General features: G+C 71.0%; 15 protein-coding genes. 9 read left to right on the top strand and 6 right to left on the bottom strand.

Annotated elements, in window-relative coordinates:
• Nucleotides 1-429: 429 nt before the first annotated feature.
• Nucleotides 430-1,059 (bottom strand): hypothetical protein, encoded by a 630-nt coding sequence (locus tag SGFS_RS18045; RefSeq protein ID WP_286251549.1) that lies wholly within the window; start codon nt 1,057-1,059, stop codon nt 430-432.
• 396 nt (nt 1,060-1,455) lie between these two features.
• Between SGFS_RS18045 and SGFS_RS18040 the strand changes: the two genes are divergently transcribed.
• Nucleotides 1,456-3,615 (top strand): RecQ family ATP-dependent DNA helicase, encoded by a 2,160-nt coding sequence (locus SGFS_RS18040; protein ID WP_286251548.1) that lies wholly within the window; start codon nt 1,456-1,458, stop codon nt 3,613-3,615.
• 224 nt (nt 3,616-3,839) lie between these two features.
• On the top strand, nt 3,840-4,082 hold the full coding sequence (locus SGFS_RS18035) for a hypothetical protein (RefSeq protein WP_286251547.1): 243 nt from the start codon (nt 3,840-3,842) through the stop codon (nt 4,080-4,082).
• A 45-nt stretch (nt 4,083-4,127) separates the two neighbouring features.
• On the opposite strand, the gene solA is transcribed toward SGFS_RS18035, so the two are convergent.
• On the bottom strand, nt 4,128-5,294 hold the full coding sequence (gene solA, locus SGFS_RS18030) for an N-methyl-L-tryptophan oxidase (RefSeq protein WP_286251546.1): 1,167 nt from the start codon (nt 5,292-5,294) through the stop codon (nt 4,128-4,130).
• A 234-nt stretch (nt 5,295-5,528) separates the two neighbouring features.
• On the opposite strand from solA, the gene SGFS_RS18025 reads away from it, so the two are divergent.
• From SGFS_RS18025 to SGFS_RS18010, 4 genes are all read left to right on the top strand, one after another.
• Nucleotides 5,529-6,557 (top strand): AfsR/SARP family transcriptional regulator, encoded by a 1,029-nt coding sequence (locus tag SGFS_RS18025; RefSeq protein WP_286251545.1) that lies wholly within the window; start codon nt 5,529-5,531, stop codon nt 6,555-6,557.
• Nucleotides 6,558-6,743: 186 nt separating this feature from the next.
• Nucleotides 6,744-7,163, top strand: coding sequence for a type II toxin-antitoxin system RatA family toxin (locus tag SGFS_RS18020; protein ID WP_286251544.1), 420 nt, complete (start codon nt 6,744-6,746; stop codon nt 7,161-7,163).
• A 110-nt stretch (nt 7,164-7,273) separates the two neighbouring features.
• Complete coding sequence (locus tag SGFS_RS18015) at nt 7,274-8,470, top strand: aspartate aminotransferase family protein (RefSeq protein ID WP_286251543.1); 1,197 nt, start codon at nt 7,274-7,276, stop codon at nt 8,468-8,470.
• Nucleotides 8,471-8,543: 73 nt separating this feature from the next.
• Nucleotides 8,544-9,719, top strand: a complete 1,176-nt coding sequence (locus SGFS_RS18010; RefSeq protein WP_286251542.1) for a thioester reductase domain-containing protein — start codon at nt 8,544-8,546, stop codon at nt 9,717-9,719.
• Between the two features lie 65 nt (nt 9,720-9,784).
• Here SGFS_RS18010 and SGFS_RS18005 read toward each other — a convergent pair whose 3' ends face one another.
• From SGFS_RS18005 to SGFS_RS17990, 4 genes are all read right to left on the bottom strand, one after another.
• On the bottom strand, nt 9,785-12,457 hold the full coding sequence (locus SGFS_RS18005) for a LuxR family transcriptional regulator (protein WP_286251541.1): 2,673 nt from the start codon (nt 12,455-12,457) through the stop codon (nt 9,785-9,787).
• Nucleotides 12,458-12,994: 537 nt separating this feature from the next.
• Nucleotides 12,995-14,734, bottom strand: a complete 1,740-nt coding sequence (locus SGFS_RS18000; protein WP_286251539.1) for an ABC transporter ATP-binding protein — start codon at nt 14,732-14,734, stop codon at nt 12,995-12,997.
• Entirely contained in the window at nt 14,734-16,572 is a 1,839-nt protein-coding gene (locus SGFS_RS17995; RefSeq protein ID WP_286251537.1) for an ABC transporter ATP-binding protein, read from the bottom strand. The genes SGFS_RS18000 and SGFS_RS17995 overlap by 1 nt, the downstream gene beginning before the upstream one ends.
• Before the next feature lie 235 nt (nt 16,573-16,807).
• Nucleotides 16,808-18,925 (bottom strand): MMPL family transporter, encoded by a 2,118-nt coding sequence (locus SGFS_RS17990; protein ID WP_286251535.1) that lies wholly within the window; start codon nt 18,923-18,925, stop codon nt 16,808-16,810.
• A gap of 324 nt (nt 18,926-19,249) precedes the next feature.
• Between SGFS_RS17990 and SGFS_RS17985 the strand changes: the two genes are divergently transcribed.
• The 3 genes from SGFS_RS17985 (at nt 19,250) to SGFS_RS17975 (ending at nt 22,393) form a co-directional block, all read left to right on the top strand.
• Nucleotides 19,250-19,861, top strand: a complete 612-nt coding sequence (locus SGFS_RS17985; protein ID WP_286251533.1) for a TetR/AcrR family transcriptional regulator — start codon at nt 19,250-19,252, stop codon at nt 19,859-19,861.
• Nucleotides 19,862-20,293: 432 nt separating this feature from the next.
• Nucleotides 20,294-21,406: a BTAD domain-containing putative transcriptional regulator gene (locus SGFS_RS17980; protein ID WP_286251531.1), complete on the top strand. Its 1,113-nt coding sequence runs from the start codon at nt 20,294-20,296 to the stop codon at nt 21,404-21,406.
• A 720-nt stretch (nt 21,407-22,126) separates the two neighbouring features.
• Nucleotides 22,127-22,393 carry an acyl carrier protein gene (locus tag SGFS_RS17975; protein WP_286251529.1) on the top strand — a complete coding sequence of 89 codons (267 nt, stop codon included), beginning with the start codon at nt 22,127-22,129 and terminating at the stop codon, nt 22,391-22,393.
• Nucleotides 22,394-22,544: the final 151 nt, after the last annotated feature.

Below are 22,544 nucleotides of genomic sequence, written 5' to 3'. Positions count from 1 at the left end.
CATGGCTCTACCCGCTGATCCCGTACGGGTTCATGGCGCCTGATCCCGTACGGGTTCATGGCGCCGTCGGACCTGCTCGTGTGAGTTCCGTACGGCTGGAGTCGTGGGCGTGCTTGTCATGCCCGCGCTCCAGCGATCGGCGCCGCCGGGGGCGTGGGCGGCCTTGAGCTTCGCCGAGTTCCGTCGCCGGGGCCCGTCCTTCGCCGGGTCGGCCGTCGTTTCGGGACCTGGTCGGTGTTTCCGCTCGCCTGGCTCGACGGCGGCTGCGCGCCAGTCGGCTTCAGCCGCCACCCCCAGCCACGCCGTCCGAAGGTCGGCTGGTGACGGGTGTGTGCGTCATCGTTCCCGGGCCCGGGCGCGTGAGCCGCAGCCCGGGTTCGCCGATTTCACCGGCGTACGCGCCGGTCTCGTGCTCGGGAGACCGGCGCTTCAGCGTGCTGCCGCGCGACGCAGCACTTCGGACGCCACTCCGCCCGTGCGCGGCATCGGTGGCGGTGCCTCGGACAGGGCGAACGGCTCCGCCGGTGAGTCCGAGTTGGGCCGACGCCCGCCGCGGCCCTCGCCGAGGACCTGCCAGCCGTCACGTGTCAGCGTGATGTACGCCCCGCAGCGCAGCCCGTGCAGCGTGCAGGCGTCCCGCAGCCCCCACATCCACGCCCCGTCCTCCTCCGTCCAACGCGCGTCGCCGTCACGGCAGTAGAGCAGCACGGCCGTACGCACCGGCGTGCGACGACGCAGGTCGTGCGGGATGACCCGGCGCAACTGCGCGAGCAGGGCGTTGCGGAACATCCAGCCGTCGGCCGGGGCGGCCGTGCGTCTGGTGAACGAGGCGCTGGCCCGCAGTCGTTCGTCCGGATCCAGCACGGCGACCACCGCGGTCGCCGGCCGGGGCCGGTGCCGTGCGTGCAGCCCGCTGACGACCTCCCGGGGATTACGCAGCAGCGGAATCCCGGCGGCGGCCCATTCCGCGGGCTCGAGCAGACGGTTGGCGGAAGCGGCGGACAAGTCGGCAGAGGTCGACATGGAGGCCGCCGAGGACGGAGCGAATCCGAAGGTCACGATCCTCCCTTCGGCTACGCGCCCACACAGCGGGCGGGGGTCGGACTTGGGGGAGCGCACGCCGCAGCAGAAGCCCTACCGATTCACAGTTGGCCGTGCGGGGAGCGGACTCCAATTCTTCCTGCCGAACTTGGTTGCGGCAACGAGCAATTGGGGCCACTGGCGGTTTTGTGGCGATCCACCGCTTATATCCCTGCACACTGGTTTCACGAAACCACCCGATGCGGCCCAACACAGGCGGACGGCAGCGTGATTCGGGGTCCGGTTCGCGCCGGATGTCGACGGGGGCGTACGGCGAGTACCAGTGGCGCCACTCACTGTGCACTCGCACGCCGGAGCGCGTCGTCACGCTGGGTGAGGTGGCCCGCTGCCCTCGCGATCGGGTTGCATGGGGGTATGGACGTTCTGGAGCTGCGCGCCGAAGCCGATGCCATCCTCGCCGAGCTCGTCGGTGACCCGGGGGGCTCGGCGCGGCTGCGCGAGGACCAGTGGCAGGCGGTGGCGGCCCTGGTCGAGGACCGTCGGCGGGCGCTGGTGGTGCAGCGCACCGGCTGGGGCAAGTCGGCGGTGTACTTCGTCGCCACGGCCCTGCTGCGCCGACGTGGCTCCGGCCCCACGGTGATCGTCTCGCCGCTGCTGGCGCTCATGCGCAACCAGGTCGAGTCGGCGGCGCGGGCGGGCATCCGCGCACGCACCATCAACTCGGCCAACCCGGAGGAGTGGGACTCCATCCACGAGGAGGTCGAGCGCGGCGAGACCGACGTTCTCCTCGTCAGCCCGGAACGCCTCAACTCTGTCGATTTTCGCGAGCAGATGCTGCCCAAGCTGGCGTCCACGACCGGTCTGCTGGTGGTCGACGAGGCGCACTGCATCTCCGACTGGGGCCACGACTTCCGCCCCGACTACCGGCGGCTGCGGGCGATGCTCGCCGAGCTCGCCCCCGGTGTGCCCGTGCTGGCCACCACCGCGACGGCCAACGCGCGGGTCACCGCGGATGTGGCCGAGCAGCTGGGCACCGGCGCCGGTGAGGCCCTGGTGCTGCGCGGCACGCTGGAGCGGGAGAGCCTGCGCCTGGGAGTGGTCCGGTTGCCGGACGCCGCACACCGCCTGGGCTGGCTCGCCGAGCACCTGGACGAGCTGCCGGGCTCCGGCATCGTCTACACCCTCACGGTGGCCGCCGCCGAGGAGGCCACGGCCTTCCTGCGGCAGGCAGGCTTCCGGGTGGCCTCCTACACGGGGCGCACGGAGAACGCCGACCGGTTGCAGGCCGAGGCCGATCTGCTGGACAACCGGGTCAAGGCGCTGGTCGCGACCTCGGCGCTGGGCATGGGCTTCGACAAGCCGGATCTGGGCTTCGTGGTCCATCTCGGCTCGCCTTCGTCGCCGATCGCCTACTACCAGCAGGTGGGACGCGCGGGCCGTGGAGTCGAGCACGCCGATGTGCTGCTGCTGCCGGGCAAGGAGGACGAGGCCATCTGGCGCTACTTCGCCGACACCGCCTTCCCGCCCGAGGAGCAGGTCCGGCAGACCCTCTCGGCCCTGGCCGCCGCGGGACGGCCGCTCTCCGTGCCGGCGCTGGAGGCCCAGGTCGACCTCCGGCGCACCCGTCTGGAGACCATGCTGAAGGTCCTGGACGTCGACGGCGCGGTGCGGCGGGTGAAGGGCGGCTGGATCTCCACCGGCGAACAGTGGGTCTACGACTCCGAGCGGTACGCCTGGGTCGCCCGCCAGCGCGCGGCCGAGCAGCAGGCCATGCGCGACTACGTGAGCACGTCCCGGTGCCGGATGGAGTTCCTGCGCCTGCAGCTGGACGACGAGGGGGCGGCCCCCTGCGGCCGGTGCGACAACTGCGCGGGAGCCTGGGCCGACTCCTCTGTGTCGGCCGGCACGCTGACGGGCGCGGCGAAGGAGCTGGACCGCCCGGGGGTGGAGATCGAGCCCCGCCGGATGTGGCCGACGGGGATGCCCGCGCTCGGCATCGACCTCAAGGGCCGTATCCCGGTCAACGAGCAGTGCGCCACCGGGCGTGCCCTGGGCAGGCTCTCGGACATCGGCTGGGGCAACCGGCTGCGCCCGCTGCTGGCCGAGAACGCGCCCGACGGGCCGGTCCCCGACGACGTCCTGCGGGCCGCGGTGGCGGTCCTCGCCGACTGGGCGCGCTCTCCGGGCGGCTGGGCCCCGGATGTCCCGGATGCCTCCGCCCGGCCGGTGGGAGTCGTCGCCGTGCCGTCCCTGGCCCGCCCGCAGCTGGTCGGATCCCTCGCCGAAGGGATCGCGACCGTCGGCCGCCTCCCCTTCCTGGGCACCCTGACCTACACCGGGCCGGGCGGTGCGCACGCGGCACGACGCAGCAACTCCGCGCAGCGCCTGAAGTCGCTGTTCGGCGCCTTCACGGTCTCCGAGGAACTCGCCGGTGCCCTGGCGGGCTCTCCCGGCCCGGTCCTGCTCGTGGACGACTGCACCGACTCCGGCTGGACCCTCGCGGTCGCGGCCCGTCTGCTCCGCCGGGCAGGCGGCGAAGGGGTTCTTCCGCTGGTCCTCGCCGCGGCGGGCTGAGCCGGTCGCGGCGGGTCGCCAGGGCCTATGGCGGTCATGTCGCGGAACACGTGGGCTCGGGGCGGTGGCGGTGGCTGTGCGGTTGACGTCGGGGCGGTTGCCTGCGGACGGGCACGCTGACGTCAGTCGGTGTCAGGGCGCGGGCGTGGGCCCATGCCCCTGTGTAGCGTTGCGGCCAGGCGCGGCCGGCGCATCCGGGGCCGGTCGAGACCCGGTTCTTCGAGGTGATCAATACCCGGAACGCCGCCGTCACCGGCCGGTTCCATATGCCCGAGCCGGTCGTCCGGGCCGCGCTGAAGGCCCTCGAACGGGACCGGGCGTACGTGACGCCGGGACTCGGCAACGCCCTCATGGCGCACCTGATGCCCCGGCGCCCGCGCACGCTGGTCGCCCGGGTCGGCGAGCGGATCCGCCGCAAGGCCCTGGAGCCGGAGGGGGGCCGGGTCGCTGCCAGGGCCCAGGGCTGAACGGCCGCCCGAGGAACGGGCCCTCCGCCTCAGGTGAGGCAAGCCTCAGTCGAACCGGTCCGGGGACAGGAAGCCGAGCGGCACCTTCGTCGGCTCGCCCTGTACGAGGTCCGCCAGGGCCTCGCCGATGGCGGGCGCGTGGGCGAAGCCGTGCGCGTTGCCGCCGGCCGCGACGACCACGCGCGCGTCGTCCCCGGGGCGTCCGACCACGAACTGCCCGTCCGGGGTGCGGGTCCGCAGACCCATCGCGATCCGGGCGGGCAGGGGCCGCAGGCCGGGCACCTTGGCGGGCAGCAGGCGCGCCAGGTCCTGCCAGTCGTCGGGCGTCACCGAGCGGTCGTCGTCCTCGGGCTCGACCGGCTTGGCGGCCGCCCCCGGGTCCTCAAGGCCGAGCCTGACGTCGTGGCCGCCCTCCAGGCCGCTGCCCCACAGCACCCGGCCGTCGTCCAGTTCGCGCACGAAGGCGGGGAAGCCCTCCAGCTCGAAGTCGCCGTCGGACTCGAGCGGCCGGAACCAGGTGACGGGTGTGCGCACCGTGTCCAGCGGCAGCCCGGGCAGCAGCGCCGGGAGCCGGGCTCCGACGGCCAGAACGACCTGGCGCACCTTCACCAGACCGTGCGGGGTGTGCAGATGAACACCGCCGGGCACCAGCTCGACGGAGGTGACGCGGGTGTCGGTGTGCACGCGTGCGCCCGCGTTCCGGGCGAGCGTCACCGTGGTCCGTACGGCGTGCTCCGCGCGCAGGAGCCCCGCGTGCGGATCCCATACGCCGATGTGGTGGCGCGGCAGGCCGACGTGGCGTGGGTACTGGATGCGCAGTGCGGTGGCCGTGAAGGTGCGGACCCTGACTCCGTACTCCCGGGCCGTGCGGAGGGTGCCGCCGGCGACGCGCCCGTGTTCCGGGCCGATCAGCAGTCCGCCCGAGGGCACGAAGAGCTTCGTCTGCCCGGCGTCCTCCAGTTCGGCCCACAGCTCCCTCGACCGGTGGGCCAGCGGGATCAGCCCCGGATGCTCCGGGCATGCCAGCCGGAACAGCTGAGAGCCGCCGTGCGACGAGCCGGGCGCCTGCCCCGGCGTGAAGCGTTCGAGTCCCAGGACGTCGACGCCCCGCGCCGCCAGCCGCCACAACGCCGCGGCTCCCCATGCTCCGAGCCCCACGACCGCGGTCTCGGCATCCCAGTGGGCCATGCCCTCCACTCCCTTCGTCGTCACGCTGCCTGAGCTCCAGCCGACCACGGGCGGTCGTGCGTGCACGTGAGTAACCGGCACTCACCTTCCGGCCCCCCACCGGCCCCCGGGCCGCCACGGCGGCCGGACGGTGTGACCGAGGACACGGTTTCCGGCGGAGGTTTGGAGTACCTGAGTACTCATGTCGCGGGGCACCGGCCCGTGATGACCTCGTTACGCCGCGCGGTGCGGGCCGCGACGAGCGGGTGGAGGTTTCTCATGCAGTTCCGGGTACTGGGACCCCCTGGGATCTACGACGACGTCAGGCAGCGGAGTGTCCAGCTGTCGAGTCCCAAGCAGCGGGTGCTGCTCGGCGCGCTGCTGGTGCGCGCGGGGGCGCCGGTGCCGACCGACGAGCTGATCTTCGAGCTGTGGGGCAACAACGCACCGGACAAGGCGGGGAACGCGCTGCAGGCACACGTCTCGCGGCTGCGCCAGCAGCTGATCGAGGTGGAGCCCGCGCGTGCGAGCTGCCCGCGCCTGGTGGCACGCGGCCAGGGCTATCTGCTGCAGGCCCGGCCGGAGGAGCTGGACAGCGTGCAGTTCCGGCTTCAGGTCGCGCGCGCGGGGCGGCAGCTGGAGGCCGACCCGCGTACCGCGTCCGTGCTGCTGCGCAGGGCCCTGGGCCTGTGGCGCGGCCCCGCGCTGGAGGGGGGCTCGCACGGCCCGCTGTGTGTGGCCGCCGCGGCCCGGCTGGAGGAGGAGCGGCTGCTCGCCCTGGAGGACCTGTGCGACGCCACGCTGAGTCTCGGCCAGCACCGCCAGGTCGTGGACCAGCTGGAGCAACTGGTGGCGGCCCACCCGCTCCGCAAGCGGTTCCGCGACCAGCTCGTGCTCTCGCTGCAGCGCTGTGGGCGGCAGGGCGAGGCACGGGCCGTGAAGGACATGGCCGGGCACCGCCGGAGCGCGGAGCATGGCGGCACGGGCGCGCCCGTCGGCCGCCCCGGCAACGTACGGCTGCTCAGTGACGCGGCGCACGGCCGCACCGGGCTCCTCGCCGCCGAGCACACGCTCACGGAGCCGCCCGTCGGCCGCCCCGGCGACCGGGAGCCGGACGGCCGCCCCGGCGTCGCACCAGGCGTCGCGGCGGGTGTCGCACCAGGTGGCGTACCCGGCCACGAGCTGCTGCGGCTGCGCCGGCGCGTGGAGGAGCTGACCTCGCAGCAGGACGAGCTGCGGTCGGAGGTGAGGCGGCTGATGGCCCTCATGGAGGAACGCACCCTGAGCCAGAGCCGGGATTCCGCGTGACGGGACGCCGTACGGCGTTCGTGGCGCCCGCCTTTGTCAAGTGCGGGCGCGTTCGCCTGTCAGGGTGTCAATTTCATGTCAGGTGAAGGCATTCAGCCGCTCCGTCGAGTGGTTTTCGACCCTAAACTGCGGTGCGCCGCGGGGCGGTAATTCGCGTTTCCAGAAATTTTCGAGAAGGGGATTTCCATGGCCGTACTGCACACCACGCGCAGGGGTGCCGGAACACCGGATCAGGTGTGGAAGGTGCTGCGCGACATCGAGGCGTTCCCCGATTTCATGGAGGGCGTCAACGAGGTGACGGTCACCGGCGAGGACAGCGGCCGCCGCACCAGCAGCTGGATCGTCGAGCTCAAGGGTTCCGAGATGGAGTGGGACCAGGAGGACGTCCTCGACCCGGAGCGGCGTCGCTGGGAGTTCCGCCAGACCGACGGCGACCTCGCCCACTACCAGGGCTACTGGCAGATCCACGAGGACGAGGCGGGTACGGCGCTCGAACTCAACGTGGAATTCGACATCGGCCTTCCCATGGTGGAGGAAATGATCCACCCCGCGGTGGCGAAGGCCCTCGAGAGTTACCAGCAGGGAATCGTCGACCAGACCCAGTGAGGGGGCGGAAGAACATGTTTGAGCGACGTTCGGCAGTCAGTGCCGAGGCCAGCGCCGAGGGCAGTGTCGATGTAAGTGCCAAGGAGACCGCCAAGGAAACGTTCCGGCGTGTGAAGCGCCATTTCTCCCCCGCGCTCTCCGTGGCCGGGAAATTCACCGGCCAGGGTGCCGTCGAGGCGGCCGCCGAGGGCAGCCGCGTGACCCTGTCGGACGGCCGGTCCGTGCTGGACTTCGGCAGTTACGCGGTCGCCCTGCTCGGGCACCGCAACCCCGCGGTCGTGTCCGCGGTCCGTGCCCAGCTGGACCTGATGCCCGCGTCCACGCGGACCGTGCAGAGCCCGGTGCCGCCGCTGGCCGCGGAGACCCTGACCGGTTACCTGGGCGGCGGCCTCGACCGGGTGTTCTTCGGCTGCGGCGGGGCGGACGCCGTCGAGGTGTCCGTCAAGCTCGCCCGCATGGCCACGGGCCGTATGACGGTGATCGCGGTCGAGGGCGCCTTCCACGGCAAGACCCTCGGCGCCCTCGCGCTCACCGACAACCCCCGCTTCAAGAAGGGCATCGAGCCGCTCCTCCAGGGGGTCGTGCACGTCTCGCCGGACGATCCGGAGGCGGTCGCGAAGGTCGTACGGGAGCACGACGTGGCGGCCGTGATCTTCGAGCCGGTGCAGGCCGAGAACGGCGTACGGCTGCTCGACGAGACCGTGCTCGCGCGGTGGTGCGAGGACGCCCACGCGCACGGCGCGCTGGTCATCGCCGACGAGATCCAGGTCGGCCTGCGCCGCTGCGGACCCCGGTCGGTCGCCCTGGACGCCGGGCTCCCGGTGGACGGCGTACTGCTCGGCAAACCGCTGGGCGGCGGCATCGTGCCGGTCTCGGCGGCCGTCTGCAACGACCGGCTCTACGCGCCGCTGCTCTCGGACCCGCTGCTGCACACCGCCACCTTCAGCGGTCACCCGCTGGGCACCGCGGTGATCCCGGCGGCGCTCGACGCCATCGAGGGGCAGGCCGAGAACGGGGCCCGGGTCGCCGCGGCGATGAAGGAGGGCCTTTCCGACCTGCGCCGTCAGTACCCGGACGCGCTGGTCGAGGTGCGCGGCCGAGGCCTGTTGTGGGGCATGGACTTCCGCTCGCCGGAGATGGCGGGCGACGTGCTGACCGGGCTCGCCCAGGCCGGCCTCGTCGTCTCGCCCTGCATCAGCCGGCCCACCACGATCCGGCTGCTCCCGCCGATCGTCGCCACCGACCAGGACGTCAAGGAAGCGCTCTCGCTGCTCGGCGAGGCCATAGCAAAGGCCGTCGCGGCGTAACACCGACCGCGGCGGTATTCCCGGCGACGGTGCCGGGAGTCGGAACGCCACCGGGAAGGAACGTACATACGTCATGACTTCGACGACGCTCAAAGGAGTCGCCGAGGAGTTCGCAGCCGACATCGTGCTGGCCGAGGACATCACCGGTTTCGAGGCACCGGAACCGCATGAGGTGTCCGAGGTGCTGCTCACCGGCGCGACGGGCTTCCTCGGGGCATTCCTGCTGCGGGACCTGCTGGCACACGGCCTCGTCGTGCACTGCCTGGTGCGCGGCGCGGACCCCGGCGCGGGCCTGGACCGGCTCAAGGAGAACCTGCGCGGGTACGAGCTGCTGGACGGCCTCGACCTGGACCGGGTGAGGGTGCACAACGGGGACGTCGCCAAGCCCCGCCTCGGCATGACCGAGGAGGCCTACGCCGAACTGGCGGGCCGGGTCGACGCGATCTACCACTCCGCGGCCAAGGTCAACTTCCTCACCGTCTACAAGTGGCTGCGCAAGGCCATCGTCGACGCGACCCACGAGATCCTGCGGTTCGCGGGCGAGGCCCGGGCCACCCTCCACCACGTCTCCACCACCGGGGTGTTCCTGCCGGCCGAGGACGGCACCCCGCGTGGCGAACTCGACCGCAGCGGGCCCCCCGAGGACCTGGCGCTCGGCTACACCAAGAGCAAGTGGGTCGCCGAGCAGCTGGTGCTGGAGGCCCGGCGCCGGGGCGTACCGGTGACGATCCACCGCCCCGGTCAGGTGTGGGGCGACTCGAGCACCGGGGCCTGCCAGCCGAACGATTTCGTGTGGCGGTTCATGAAGGGCTCCATCCAGGCCGGCTGCTACCCGCGGAAGTTCCGGCTGCGGATGAACATGGTCCCGATCGACTACGTCAGCCGGGCCATCGTCGCCCTGTCCCGGGACCCGCAGGCGCTGGGCGGGGTCTACCACCAGGTCAGCCCCGGCTCGCTGGACGCCGCGGACCTGCTGAGGCTGCTGCGCGCCGCCGGGTACGAGCTGACGGAGCTCAGCACCCTGCGGTGGATGAAGGCCGTCTCGGCGGACGTCAACAACTCCATGGTCCCGCTGATGCGCGTCCTGGTGGACACGGAGAAGACGGAACTGGCGGAGTTCTCGGACGAGCTCACCCGGGAGCGGCTGAAGGGCACCGACGTGACCTGCCCGGTCATCGACGACAAGGTGTTCGGCGCCTACGTGGACTACTTCGTGCGCCAGGGAGTGCTGCCCGCTCCAGGGCTGTGAACCCCCAAGCCGAACGACGGTGCCCCCGCGAGGAATCCCTCGCGGGGGCACCGTCGTGACGGGCGTCAGGCGACCCGCTCCGCCCCGGCGGGCCGCATCAGCTGCAGCGGCGCCGTGAGAGGGGTGCTCTCCGTGCGCGCGATCACCGCTTCCAGACCCCGTCCGAGGTCACTGCGGGCGGTGATGCCCAGCTTGTGGTAGATGCGGTGCAGATGGTTCTCGACCGTGCGGACGGAGACCACCAGACGATCGGCGATGTCCCGGTTGGACAGGCCGGTCGAGGCGAGCGCGGCGACCTCCCGCTCGCGCGGGGTGAGCGGCGCGACGTCCCGCTCCTGTGTACTCTCCCGGTCCGTCCACGGCGGCAGCCCGGAGTCACAGCCGCGCAGCAGCTCCCGGCAGGCGGCCCACGCCTCCCGGCCCTTGCGGCGCTGCCCCGATGCCCGGTGGGCACGGACCGCCAGGGCAGCGGCCTCCGCGGCGAGCGGCAGCGCGCCCATGTCGCTGAACTGCTCGGACACCTTGGTCAGCGCGTTGCCGTCGCCGTCGGCGAGCGCCCGGACGTGGTCGGCGATCACCCGGACGATGCCACCGGTGTTGCGTGCCGCCAGCAGCAGGGCCTGGTCGCGGAAACGGAGCGCGGCGCCGTCCGTGATCCGCGCCGCGAGGTGCAGCGCGAACACGGCCCGGACCAGGCGGCCCGCGGCACCGGCCCGCTCGACGACCTCCCGGGCCTGCGCGACGGCCCCGGAGTGGTCGCCCGTGTGCGCGAGTACGAGAGCGCTCTCGTACTCGATCTCGTCCTCCGCGATGGGGGAGGAGAGGATCTCGCTGCGCACCGAGCGGACCTCGACCAGGGTGCGCAGCGCCTCCGCGTGGCGGCCCGACTCGGCGAGCGCGCCCGCCAGTTGGGCCAGCGGCCAGGCCTTGGTCGCGGGGAACTCGTGCGTCGTCTCCACCGCGAGCGACTGCCGCAGCAGGATCACCGCGTGCTCGGGCTGCCCCAGCAGCCGCAGCAGCCGGGCCCGGTCGAGGACGCTCTGCATCAGCACCGGCTGCCGGTCGGCGGCGTCGCGGTGGATTGCGTCGAGCTCCTCGGCGGCCCCCCTGAGGTTGCCGAGGAGGTACGAGCAGCGCGCGGAGACGGCGTTGGCGAGGAGCATGGCGTCGGTGTCCCAGTCCAGGGAGACCTCGCGGTAGCGGTCCAGGAGCGCCAAGGCGCCCGCCGGATCGCCGAGTTCGGTCCGCGCGAACGTCACCGTCGGCAGCAGCGTCTGGGTGACGGGCAGGTCGGCGGACTCGTCGCACAGCACCGAGTCCCCTATGTCGACCGCGCTCTGCAACTGGTCCGAGAGTACGGCGATCATGGCCCGGGTGGCGTGCAGCATCCCGGCGTGCTCGGGGCCGATGGCCGCGATGGCGGTGGCCAGCACGCGGCCGGCGTCGGCGACGCGCCTGAGGCTCCACGCCATGTTGATCACCCGGGCGTGCGTGGCGACGACGTACTCGTCGAGCGGTACCTCGACACCGGAGTCCAGGGCCGTGGCGAGGACCGTCTCGGCGTCCTCGTGGTCGCCCTTGCCGACGAGCACCTGGCCGAGCAGCAGAGCCGCCCGTACACAGTCGGTCGCGTTCGCCGGGTCGCTCCCGACGCGTGCCAGGACCCGGCGCAGCCCCGCGCCGTACCGGGCCGACTGCGGCACCGGGTCGAACAAGGACGTCTCCGCCTCCGAGGGGGAGTCCCGCAGCGCGAGCAGGCACAGGCGCTCGGCAAGCGTGTTGTCCTTGCGCCGGATCGCGGTGCGGGCCGCGGTGAGCAGCTGTTCGCGCCCGGGGACGAGTCCGGCCTCCATGCGCAGCGAGACGATGCGCAGGATGTCGTCCTCGCGGCGGGCACCCGTGCGTTCCAGCGCGTCGGCGACCTGACGGCGCAGCCGCTGGGCGGTGAGGTCGGACATCCGCGACGCCACCACGACCCGGCTGAGGGGTATGGCGAGACGCAGCCGGACCCGGGCGCGGGTGCGCTCGACGCTGATGATGCCGCGCAGGTCGAGCGACTCGGCCGCCTTGGCGAGGCCGAAGGAGGTGACGATCTCGGCCTCCAGCGGCTCGGCGACGGCGAGCATGTGGACCAGTTCGTGCTCGTCGTGGCTGAGATCGCGCAGTCCGACCCGGATGACGTCGGAGAGCCGCTTGCCCGGGCGCTCGGTCAGACCGCCCCACACCCAGGTCCCGTTGACGCAGGTCAGGGACTCGTCCTCCAGGGCGTGCTCGACGAGTTCGCGCAGCATCAGGGCGTTGCCGTGGGTCGCGGCCCACAGCCGCTCCAGCGTCGAGGTGTCGATGTGGCCGCCCAGCCGGGCGTGCAGGACGCTGCCCAGTGCGGTGCTGTCGAAGGGCGCCACCTCTATGTGTTCGACGAGCCGCTCCACCCAGAGTTTGTCTATTCCGGGCGGTGCGGACGCGTCCTGCCGGGCGGTGGCCAGGACGCTGAGGCGTCCGGCGGCGACCAGCCGGTGCAGTCGGTCGCCGGCGACGGCGTCGACCAGGTGGGCGTCGTCGATGCCCACGAGGGGACGGTCGGACGCGCTGCCCACCAGAGTGGACGGATCGAGGGATCCGAGGCATTCGGCGAGCGAGCCGAATCCCCGAGCCCTGGTTCCGCTGATCCAGCTCGCTCCGCCGACCGAGAGGACCATTCTGCCCTCGTCGGCCGCCTGTTGGAGTGCGGTGGACAACAGGCGGCTCTTGCCTACGCCCGTGGGGCCCACCAGTAAAGCGCCACCGCCGCTCACGACGGCTGTTCTGCTGGCGCGCAGTTCGTTTTCACGCGCGGTTATTGGCCAGTGAAAGGAATTATCCGTTGACATCCGCTTCAAACCCCCGCTCGAATAATGTCAACACGTAGTGATCAATGTCCGAATTTCATCGGGAGGTTGCCCATGACCGTTCGGTGAAAATCCTGCCGCAGGAAGAGGAACCGATCCTTGGGCGTATGCTCGACTGCCCAGGGGAGTCGCTCCGTCGATCGGCAAGTTCGCTCCAGTCCCGGTCAAGAATGATTATAGGACAACTCGACGGAAGGGAATCTGGAATTTGTTTCGCAGGGCTTCGATCTATTGAAATGCCTGGTGACGCGGCCATTCGGAACCCGGCTTCACGTCCGGGGCGGCAACTTCGACCGGCAATTCTTTATGCCCGAGCGAGTTGCCGCCCCGGGGCGGCTGGAAACTTTTCGTTGAACGGTGAAATGGTTGCTTACCCGAGGCGACTTTTCATCGGGTGTTCTGTCGGGCGAGACGCCATCCCTCCGCCCTGCTGCGCTCGGCCCAGAACGACGCGTACCGGCCGCCGGCGGCGACGAGACGCGCGTGTGTGCCGTTCTCGACGATCCTCCCCTCGTCGAGGAACAGGATCTGGTCGGCTGCCGCCACGGTCTGCAGCCGGTGGGCGATGACGAGCAGAGTGCGCCCGGCGGTCAGGGCGCTCAGCGCGTCCTGGACCGCCTGCTCGTTCTCCGGGTCGAGCGAGGCGGTGGCCTCGTCGAGCAGCACGATCGGCGCGTCCTTGAGGATGGCGCGGGCGATCGACACCCGCTGGCGCTCACCACCGGAGAGCAGTGCGCCGCCCTCGCCGACCTTCGTGTCCCAGCCGTCGGGCAGCCGGTGCACGATCTCCTCGACCCGGGCGAGCCGCGCGGCCTCGCGGACCTCGGCGTCGCTCGCCGTGGGGCGCCCGACGCGGATGTTGTCCACGATGGTGCCCTCGAAGAGGTACACGTCCTGGAACACCACCGAGATCCGGGACATCAGCTCCTCCGGCTCGATGTCCCGCACGTCCACACCGCCCACGCGCACCACGCCCGAGTCCACGTCCCAGAACCGCGGGATCAGCTTGCCGATCGTGGTCTTGCCGGAGCCGGACGGTCCGACCAGCGCGGTCATCGTGCCCTCGGCCAGGGTCAGGGACACGTCGTGGAGCACCGGCTTGCCGTCGTAGCCGAAGTCGACCTCACGGAACTCGACGTCGTTGCCGTCGGGCACGCGCGGGTCGTCGGCGGGGGGCAGCACGGGCTGCGCCAGCAGATCGGCGACCCGGTCGAGCGCCGAACGGGCCGTGCGCAGGGTCGAGCCGAGCACCGCGGTCTCGGCGATCGGCTCGGTGAAGCGCACCGCGAGCACCAGGATCGCCAGCAGCTTGGCGACGTCCAGGCTGCCGTCCAGCGCCAGATAGGTGCCGGTGACCAGGATGACGGTGAACGCCGCCTGGATCACCAGCGCGAAGCTGATCAGCCCCGGCACCCCGGTGACCAGGGAGCGGCGGGACGCCTCGGTCTGCGTGCGCAACGCGTCGTCGAGCCGGGTGTCCGAGTGCGCGCCACTGCGGCCGAACACCCGCAGCACCGGCTGGAGCTGGGCGAACTCGACCACCCGGCCGCCCGTCTCGGCGTGTGCGGCGGTGCGGACCTCGTCGGCGGCGCGGGTCAGTCGGGTGCTCCACCGGTAGACCGCGACGATCACCGGCACGGTGAGCGTGGCGGCGAGCGCGAGGCGCCAGTCGAAGAGATACATCAGCGCGACCACCGTCACCGGCGTGACATAGCTGGTCACCAGGGGGCGCAGCAGATGTGCCGGCACACCCATGATGTCCATGACGCTCTTGGTGGCGAGCTGCCCCAGCTGACCCACCCGCTCCGGCGCGAACCAGCCGAGCGGCAGCGAGGACACCCGGTCGCCGATGCGGTGGTGCAGGCTCCTGGAGAGCGCCGCGCCCGCGTCGAAGCCGGTGCGCATGCTGTCGTAGTAGGCCAGGCAGTACAGCACCGACACCCCGAGCATCGCCCAGAGCCAGGGCCAGACCTCGTCCGGGTCGGAGCCGAGCAGTGCCTGGAGGATCGGGACGAGCAGGGCGAAGGCGATGCCCTGCAGCACCGCGCCCACCACCAGACCGGTGACCATCCTGCGCAGAGGCCGGGCGTGCTCGGGGCCCACCACGTCGATGAGTTGACGGATCATCAGCTGTTGCCTCCTGTCGCGGTGCCCACGACGCTCGCGGTGCTCGTGGCCGACGCGGCCGCGATGTCCGTCAGGGCCGTGCTGTCCGGCGCCGGGCCGTGCGGCTGCCACCGGGCCGTGCGCTCGTGGGCGTGCCACATGCGGGCGTACCTGCCGTCCGCGGCGACCAGTTCCTCGTGCCTGCCCCGCTCGACGATCTTGCCGTCCTCCAGCACCGCGATCTGGTCGGCGCCGACGACGCTGGACAGGCGGTGGGCGATCATCAGCACGATCTTGCCCCGGGTCAGCTCGGACAGGGCGTCCTGCACGGCGGCCTCGGAGTGCGGGTCGGCGTAGGCGGCGGCCTCGTCGAGGACGATCACCGGGGTGTCCGCGAGCAGGGCGCGGGCGATCGAGACGCGCTGCGCCTGACCGCCGGACAGCCGTGCGTCCTGCCCGATCACCGAGTCGTAGCCCTGCGGCAGCGCCTCGATCACGTCGTCGACACAGGCCGCCCGGGCCGCGGCGCGCACCTCGTCGAGACTCGCGTCGGGCCGCGCCATACGGATGTTCTCGGCGACGGTGTCCTGGGTCAGCCGTACGTCCTGGAAGACGAACGCGACCCGGCGGTACAGGTCCTCGAGCGGCATCTCCCTGATGTCGACGCCCCCGATGCGGATCGCGCCGCCGGTCACGTCCCCGAACCGGGGCAGCAGCGTGGCCAGGGTGCTCTTGCCCGAGCCTGACGGTCCGACCAGCGCGGTGACCGTGCCCAGGGCGAGCTCCAGGTCGACGCCGGCGACGGCGTCCTGCTTGCCGTCGTAGCTGAAGCGCACGCCCCGGTAGCTGACGTGGTTGTCGACCGGGACGCTCGGGTCGTCCGGCACCGGGAGCTCCTCGGTGTCGAGGATCTCGGTGACGCGTTCGGCGGCGCCCTTGGCGATGCGCAGGTCGTAGCTCGAGTAGAACAGCGAGAGGATCGGCGCGGTCAGGCCGACGCCGATGAGCGCGAAGGGGAGCAGGTCCACGGCGTCGAGCCAGCCCTGGGTGACGAACAGCGCGCCGCCGACCAGCGTGGCCACGAGCCCCGCGACCGGCGACAGCACGATCTCGGCGGCTGCCTTGGAGCTCTGGGTCGACTTGACCCAGGACCGGAAGAACGAGGAGAAGTCGTCGGCCGCCGAGGCGAACTCGCGGTGCGCCCGGCGGGTCTGGCCGAAGGTCTTGACGACCGCGATGCCCTGCACGAACTCGACGGCGCTGCCGTTGATCCGGCCCATCGCCCGGTCGTACTCGGGCAGGTGCTTGGACATCCCGGCCATGGTGGCGCTGTACAGCGACAGCCCGACGATCAGCGGTGTGATCGTCACCAGCGTCATCCGCCAGTCCACCCAGAACAGGTACGCCAGCGAGGTCGCCGGGACGACGGTCGCCGCGGTCATGTCGAGCATCGAGTGGGCGATCAGATGGTGCATCGCCTCCACGTCGTCCTGCACGGCCTTCTTCACCTGGCCGGAGTTGCGGGACGAGAACCACCCCAGCGGCACCCGGCCGAGGCGGTCGACGAGACCGCGCCGGATGTGCAGCTGGAGTTCGTTGTCCGCGAAGTGGGAGACGGCGCCCGATGCCAGCAGGAAGACCAGCCGGATCAGCAGGGCGCCGGCGCCGATCGCGGTGACGGTCCAGGCGTCACCGTCACGGTCGGGGCCGTCGTCGAGCAGTATCCGGCCCAGTTCGGCGATGGCGATGAAGGGCACGACGCCCGCGGCCGCCGAAACGGCCTGCGCCGCGATCGCCCACCGCAGCCTTCCCTTGATCGGGCGGAGAATCGCGCCGAGTGCGGCCTTTTCCGCGGCCATCCGGTCCTCCAGGTCCTTGGCTTGGACGGCTGTTAGACGATGTCTAACAGACGTTACGACTGTAGCGGAAGCCCGACACGGCACGTCAAGCACCGGCGGGCGGGACAAGTGGTGAATTCCCTTGCGGGAGTGGGTTGTTGAGCGTCCGAGCGGAGTTCCGGGCTCCAGTTCCGCCGGCATGGAGCGGGGCCGAAGTGCCGCGGGGGATCGGCACTTCGGCCCCTCGGAGGGAAGGTCAGCCTGCGACGGGGACGCGCTCCGGCGATTCCGATGCCGCGGGCACTCCGTCGGTCTCCTTGATGCCGTACTTGGTGTAGAACCGGGCCAGCGGACCCGGGGCCCACCAACCGGCCCTGCCCATCAGCTTCATGACGGCCGGCACCAGCAGGATGCGGACCACGGCCACGTCCAGCAGGATCGCGATCACCATGCCGACGCCGAACAGCTTCATGGTCAGCACACCGCTGGTCGCCATCGCCGCGAGCGGCACGATCATCAGCAGCGCGGCGCTCGCGATCAGCCGCCCGATGCTCTGCAGCCCGGTGGCCACGGCGGCCGTGGGGTCGCCCAGCAGGTCGTACTGCTCGCGGATCCGGGACACGAGGAACACCTCGTAGTCCATGGAGAGGCCGAAGATCAGCGCGAACAGCATGATCGGCATGTTGGGCTCGATGCTGCCCGTCGGGTCGAAGCGCAGCACGTCCTGCAGATGGCCGTCCTGGAAGAGCCAGACCAGCACACCGAAGGTCGCCGACAGCGACAGCAGGTTCATCGCGATCGCCTTCAGCGGCAGCAGCACCGAACCGAACGAGAGGAACAGCAGGATGTACGTCGCCACCGCGATGTAGAGCAGCATCCACGGAAGCACCCCGCCGAGCGCGTCCAGCGTGTCGTCGAACACCGCCGTCTCACCGCCGAGGTACACCTTGGCACCGGGCGGCGCGGGCACGTCCTTGAGCCGGTTCACCAGGTCGCGGGCCTCCGTGGAGACCGCGGTGCCCTCGAACGTGACCGACACGCGGGCCGTCCTGCCCGTGGCCCCGGTGATCTGCGCGCCCTTCGCGCCCTTGGTGCTGCCCAGCTTCTCGGCGTAGGCCTGCAGAGCGGCGCCCTGCTCCTTGGAGGTGGCGGCACCCTTGAGCGTCAGCAGCGCGTCGATGGACTTGGCGGCGTCGCTGTCGAAGTCGCGCTCCAGGGTGTTGTGCACCTTGCGCCCTTCGGCGCTGTTCGGCAGCTGCCGTGCGTCGTTGGCGCCGAACTCGATCCGCAGGAACGGCAGCGCGAGAGCCAGGAGGACTGCCAGTGTGCCGAGGCCCACCACGGCCGGGCGGCGCATCAGACCGTGCGCCAGCCGGTACCAGGCACCCTGGCCGGTCGGCGCGGCGGCCTTCTTGCGGCGCAGCGACAGGGCGTTGACCTTCTGGCCCATCACCGCGAGCGCGGCGGGCAGCGCGATCAGCGAGAAGAACACCGACAGCACGACCGCGGCCACACCGCCGTACGCCATGGACTTCAGGAACCCGAACGGGAAGAAGGTCATGCCGGCCAGCGCCACCGCGACCGTGATGCCGGAGATGACCACGGTGCGCCCGGCGGTGGCCACCGTGCGTGCGAGGGCCTCCTCGCCGGCGTGGCCGCGCTCCAGCTCCTCGCGGTAGCGGCTCACGATCAGCAGGCCGTAGTCGATGGCGACCGCGAGGCCGAGGACCGTGACCAGGCTCATGGCGAACACCGAGACATCGGTGATCTGTGCGATCACCCGCAGTACGGCCATGGAACCGAGGATCGACAGACCGCCGACCACCAGCGGCAGACTGGCCGCGGCCAGGCCGCCGAAGACGACCACCAGCAGGATGAACAGCACGGGGAAGGACAGCCCCTCGGCCATGCCGAGGTCCTTGCCGATCTCGTCGCCGGCCTGGTGGCCGGTGGGGACGGGCCCGCCGCGCAGGGTCGTCAGACCCGGCACCGCGAGCTTGTCCTTGATCGCCTTGTACGACTCCTCCTTGCCGTTGTCGTCACTGCCCCGGAGGTTCATGGCGACGTAGGTGGCGTGCCGGTCCCGGCTCACCTGCTCCGGCATCTTGGTCATCCAGAAGTGCGCGTAGCCGGTGACCTCGGACTTCGGCAACGACTCCATGCGCTTGACGACCGCGTCCCGGAACGACGCGTCGTCGACCGTCCGGTCGTCGTCGCGGTAGACGATCACCGCGTCGGGTGCTCGTTGTGGGAAGGCCTGCTCGGCCAGCCGCGCCGCCTTCCGGCTCTCCGAGCCCGGATCCTCGAATCCGCCGGGCTTCATGTCGCCGAAGACGCCGACGCCGTAGGCACCGGCGAGTACGGCGAACAGCAACGTCAGAACCAGTAGAGGCTTCCGCCTCTGGTGAATGAAACGCCCCAACCCCTCAAACATGGGTCTCCCTAGATCGATCGCGAGCGTGCCGCATACCGCGGCCCGGATCTGGCGCCGCCGCAAACGTAACACCGTTTTTATCGCCTCCTCCAGCCCTATTAGACGCTGTCTAACTGAACGATCATCAAGTTACCGTCTCTGACCTGCGAAGATGCGTCGAAAAAATTCGCTGACATGGAGCTCGGCGGCTGGCCCGGCATCCTGACGGCAACCTGACACGGCTTGGGGGGCTCAATGAAAACGCTGTTGCGGTAACGTTGAGGGATGATGGCCAGGCCAAAGACACATGACGAAGCACTCCGTCAGCGCCTGCTCCACCGTGCGGCCGCCACGGTCTTCGACCGTGGCCCGACGGCGTTGAGCCTGCGGCAGCTCGCGGCGGACGTGAAAACCTCGACCACGGCGGTGTACTCGCTGTTCGGCAACAAGTCGGGACTGCTCGACAGCCTCCTGCAGGAGGCCGCCCGCCTCTTCGTCGCGCGCCTCGCGACGGTGCAGCAGACGCCCGACCCGGCCGGAGACGTCATCCGGCTGGGTCTCGCCTATCGCGAGTACGCCGTCGCCAACCCGCATCTGTACGCGATCCTCTTCTCCGCCCGCACCAGCAGCTTCGAGCCCACCGACGAGCGCCAGGGAGAGGTGCTCGAGACCTACCAGCCACTTGTCGACGCGGTGCGCCGGGGGCAGTCGGTGGGACAGTTCACGGCGGAGTTCGACGCCGAGGCCATCGCGCTGGCGTGCTGGGCGACGGCGCACGGTCTGGTGTCACTGGAGATCGCGGGGCAGGAACCGCCCGGAGTGAAGACCGTCGACTGCTACGAGCGCACCCTGCGCTCGGTCGTCGTCGGGTGGGGGGCGGATCGGGTACTGGTGTGAACGGACGCGCGCCGTTCGTGGGTGAATTCCGGGCGGGGGCCCGTGATGCCGATCCCGTCGCCGGCGCCGGTCCCGCGGTCCGCCCGGAGGGCGGACCCCACGGGTGGGTGAGGATTGTCCGACGTGTCCCAGGGGCGAAATCCGGTGCCCTGACCGGCGCCTGCGCGCCCCCACGGTCATCGTTGTCACGGTAGCGATGCGGCTCACCAGTGCGGCTCACCAGGGTGACTTCTAATTCCCGTAGTTGCTTTTCCGCCTCTACGAGCTAGTCACGGCTGATTTCCAACTCTTCGCACACGCCGCCAAATCTCCATACTTGAGCAGCCGTCGCCGTATGGCCTCCGCCAGGGGGTTGACCGACGTGCGTCGCTTCCGTGTCGTCATCACAGATGCGGTTGCGACAGTCCACAACTGCTCGTGAAAGGCGGGGGGATGGCTGATGACCGCTGGGGAGATGTTCTGCGCAGTGCTCGGATCCGGGCGCAACTGACCCAGGACGAGGTGGCTCGGCGGGCCGGGATCAGCGTCAGGACGGTGCGGCACATCGAGCGCGGCCAGGTCACACCGCGCCCGGCCACGCTGGAGCGCATGTCAGAGGTGTTCGGTTACGACGTGACCGATGTCGGCCGCGGGCCGGGAAGTTCCCGAATGCCGTGCGAGATACGGGTGTTGGGGCCGATGACGGTGCGCTGCGCGGGGCTTCCGGTTGACATGCCCCTGAAGCAGCGCATGTTGCTCGGCCTGCTCGCGGTCCAGCCCGACCAGGTCGTCGGCCACGAGGAGATCGCCGACGCGTTATGGGGCGACGGGGCACAGTCCTGCCGCCGGCACCTGGTGTACACGTACGTTGCGCGGCTGCGCCGGCTCATCACACCGCGCGACGACCGCAAGGGGGCGGGCGGGGACCATATCAGCACCGTGCACGGCGGCTATGTGCTGAACAGCCGTGGCATGGGGCTCGACCTGTGTCGGTTCGAGGAGCGGGCGGCCCGGGCGGCCCGCATGGCCGGCACCGATCCGGTGGCCGCGCTCGACCTGTACGCCCAGGCGCTGAACGGCTGGCAGGGGCGGCTCCTGCAGGACCTGCCCCATCTGCGGCAGCACCCCGCTGTGGTGCAGGTCGCGCAGCGGCACATCGACGTGGCCGTCGACTTCGCCGACCTGGCCCTGAGCCTCGGCCGGCCCGCCTGCGCGGTGGAACAGCTCACCGTCGCCTCGTCCGAGGAGCCGCTGCACGAGGCGTTGCAGGCACGGATCATGCTGGTCCTCGCCGGCACCGGCCGCCGTGCGGCGGCACTGCGCCTCTTCGGCGACCTGCGGCTGCGGCTGAGCGCGGAACTCGGCGTCGAACCGAGCGAGGAGCTCTGGGAGGCCCGACGCGCCATCCTGGACCGAAACGGACCCGAGCGCGGTTCCGAGCCCGACGAGTCGGATTTACCCGAGGAGCCCGACCAGGCGTCTGCCGCGTCTCCCGCTTCCTCAAGGGGTGTGGACTCATCCGACACCGGTGACGTTTCCCAGGAGAAGGTGTTCCTGCCGCGGTAGGGACAGCCCTGCCGCTGTTCACAGGCATTCGGTCGCAGGCCTCGTAAACGTGGCGCGCGTGTCGAACGGCGGGCGCCCGGCAGGGGTGCGGAGACCGGCTCTCGGCCGGGTGTACCGAGCGGCCGGGCGTGTGCCCGGCCGCTTTCTCGCGCGTGCTCGTCGCCCTCCACACGGTTGCCCCTATTCACGCGGTCGCCCGCACGACCCGCGGTCGGCCGCATTCTTCTGCTCGCCCCCATTCGCGCGCCCGTCCCGATTCACGAGGACTTCGCGGAACTCTCGTACGGCGCGGTGGAATTCCCCGCACGGGAAGCAGGGGCACCGCCCGCGGTACGCGTGGAGCCGGACTTCTTTCCCCGGTCCACGAGAAATCGGCGGCCCTTCGCGGCAATGGCCGACCGGCTGACACGGACGCTGACAGCCTTGCGTGAGGCTGACGTGTGTGTCATTCCTTCTTCGGGCCCTCGCAATCGCCGCAGCTCAGCGGCTGGAATGCGGAGCAATTCCGGCCGGCCGCCGGGGCCGTCGACGCCGTATCACCCTTTGTTGACACGGAGTTCGGTTGCCCGGAGTGAGGCATCGGCCTAAGTTCACAGCCTGCCGGCACGGCCCGCGTCGAGGCCTCTGCCCGTCAATCCCCATGTCTGCCCCAGAGGCGTAGCGCGGGTATTTCCCGACGTCCCGGCATGCGTGCGACAAGCCGTTCGGAGAGGATCGGAAATGGTTAGCATTACGGCCGACGAAGCCCAGAAGTGGCTGATCGAGGAGATCGCCAAGCGCGTGGGCGTCGAACCGTCCGAGGTCCCGCCGGACCAGTACTTCGACGAACTCGACCTGGACAGCACCGCCGCGCTGATCATCGCCGGCGAGATGGAGAGCTGGCTGGGCTTCGAGCTCGGCACCACCGCCCTCTGGTACCACCCGACCATCGAAGCCCTGTCGGCCCACATCGCCGAGGAGTGCGAACGGCGCGCGGCCGCGGCATAGCCGGTGGGCCCCTACCCCGGCCCGGTGTCCAGACCCGGACCGGGGACCCACCGCGCGGCCCGGCGAGTGCGCCCCCGCTCGCTCGCCGGGCCGAACTCCGCGTAGGTAGCGGGCCCCTCCGGGGAACGCAGCCGCTCGCTTCGGGCCTGCG

The sequence above is a fragment of the Streptomyces graminofaciens genome (assembly GCF_030294945.1).
GTDB classification, from domain to species: domain Bacteria; phylum Actinomycetota; class Actinomycetes; order Streptomycetales; family Streptomycetaceae; genus Streptomyces; species Streptomyces graminofaciens.
This window is presented reverse-complemented; position numbering and strand designations above follow the sequence as displayed.